We start from the raw sequence: 255 nt of genomic DNA, 5'->3' as shown, positions 1-255 counted from the left end.
GGACGCTTTTCATTTTACAGAGCATTCTAAAGACGTCGTTTCGTTTAATGAAGACCGTCGCTACTGGCTACACGATAACCATAAGATTTTAAAACAATTACTTTTTCAGATTATCGCTGGCTATAAAGCCGATTTATCAGCGGATATCTTACAACACGATCCGTTATTACAAGCTCTTTCAACTGATGAAGTATGGGCTTCGCAACCCTCTATCTCTCGATTTTTCGATCGAATTACGGAACAAACGATCGAAGA

1 protein-coding gene is annotated in these 255 nt (G+C 39.2%); it reads left to right on the top strand.

All coding sequences use genetic code 11. From position 1 onward, the window contains the following. The coding region (locus ACEN31_RS11710; RefSeq protein ID WP_407109494.1) for a transposase at nucleotides 1-255 on the top strand (255 nt) is incomplete at both ends.

Origin of the sequence: Ruoffia sp. FAM 26255 (assembly GCF_045528525.1) — a bacterium.
Classification (GTDB): domain Bacteria; phylum Bacillota; class Bacilli; order Lactobacillales; family Aerococcaceae; genus Ruoffia; species Ruoffia tabacinasalis.
Note: the sequence above shows the minus strand (reverse complement) of the source record. Positions and strands in the feature narration are given on the sequence as shown.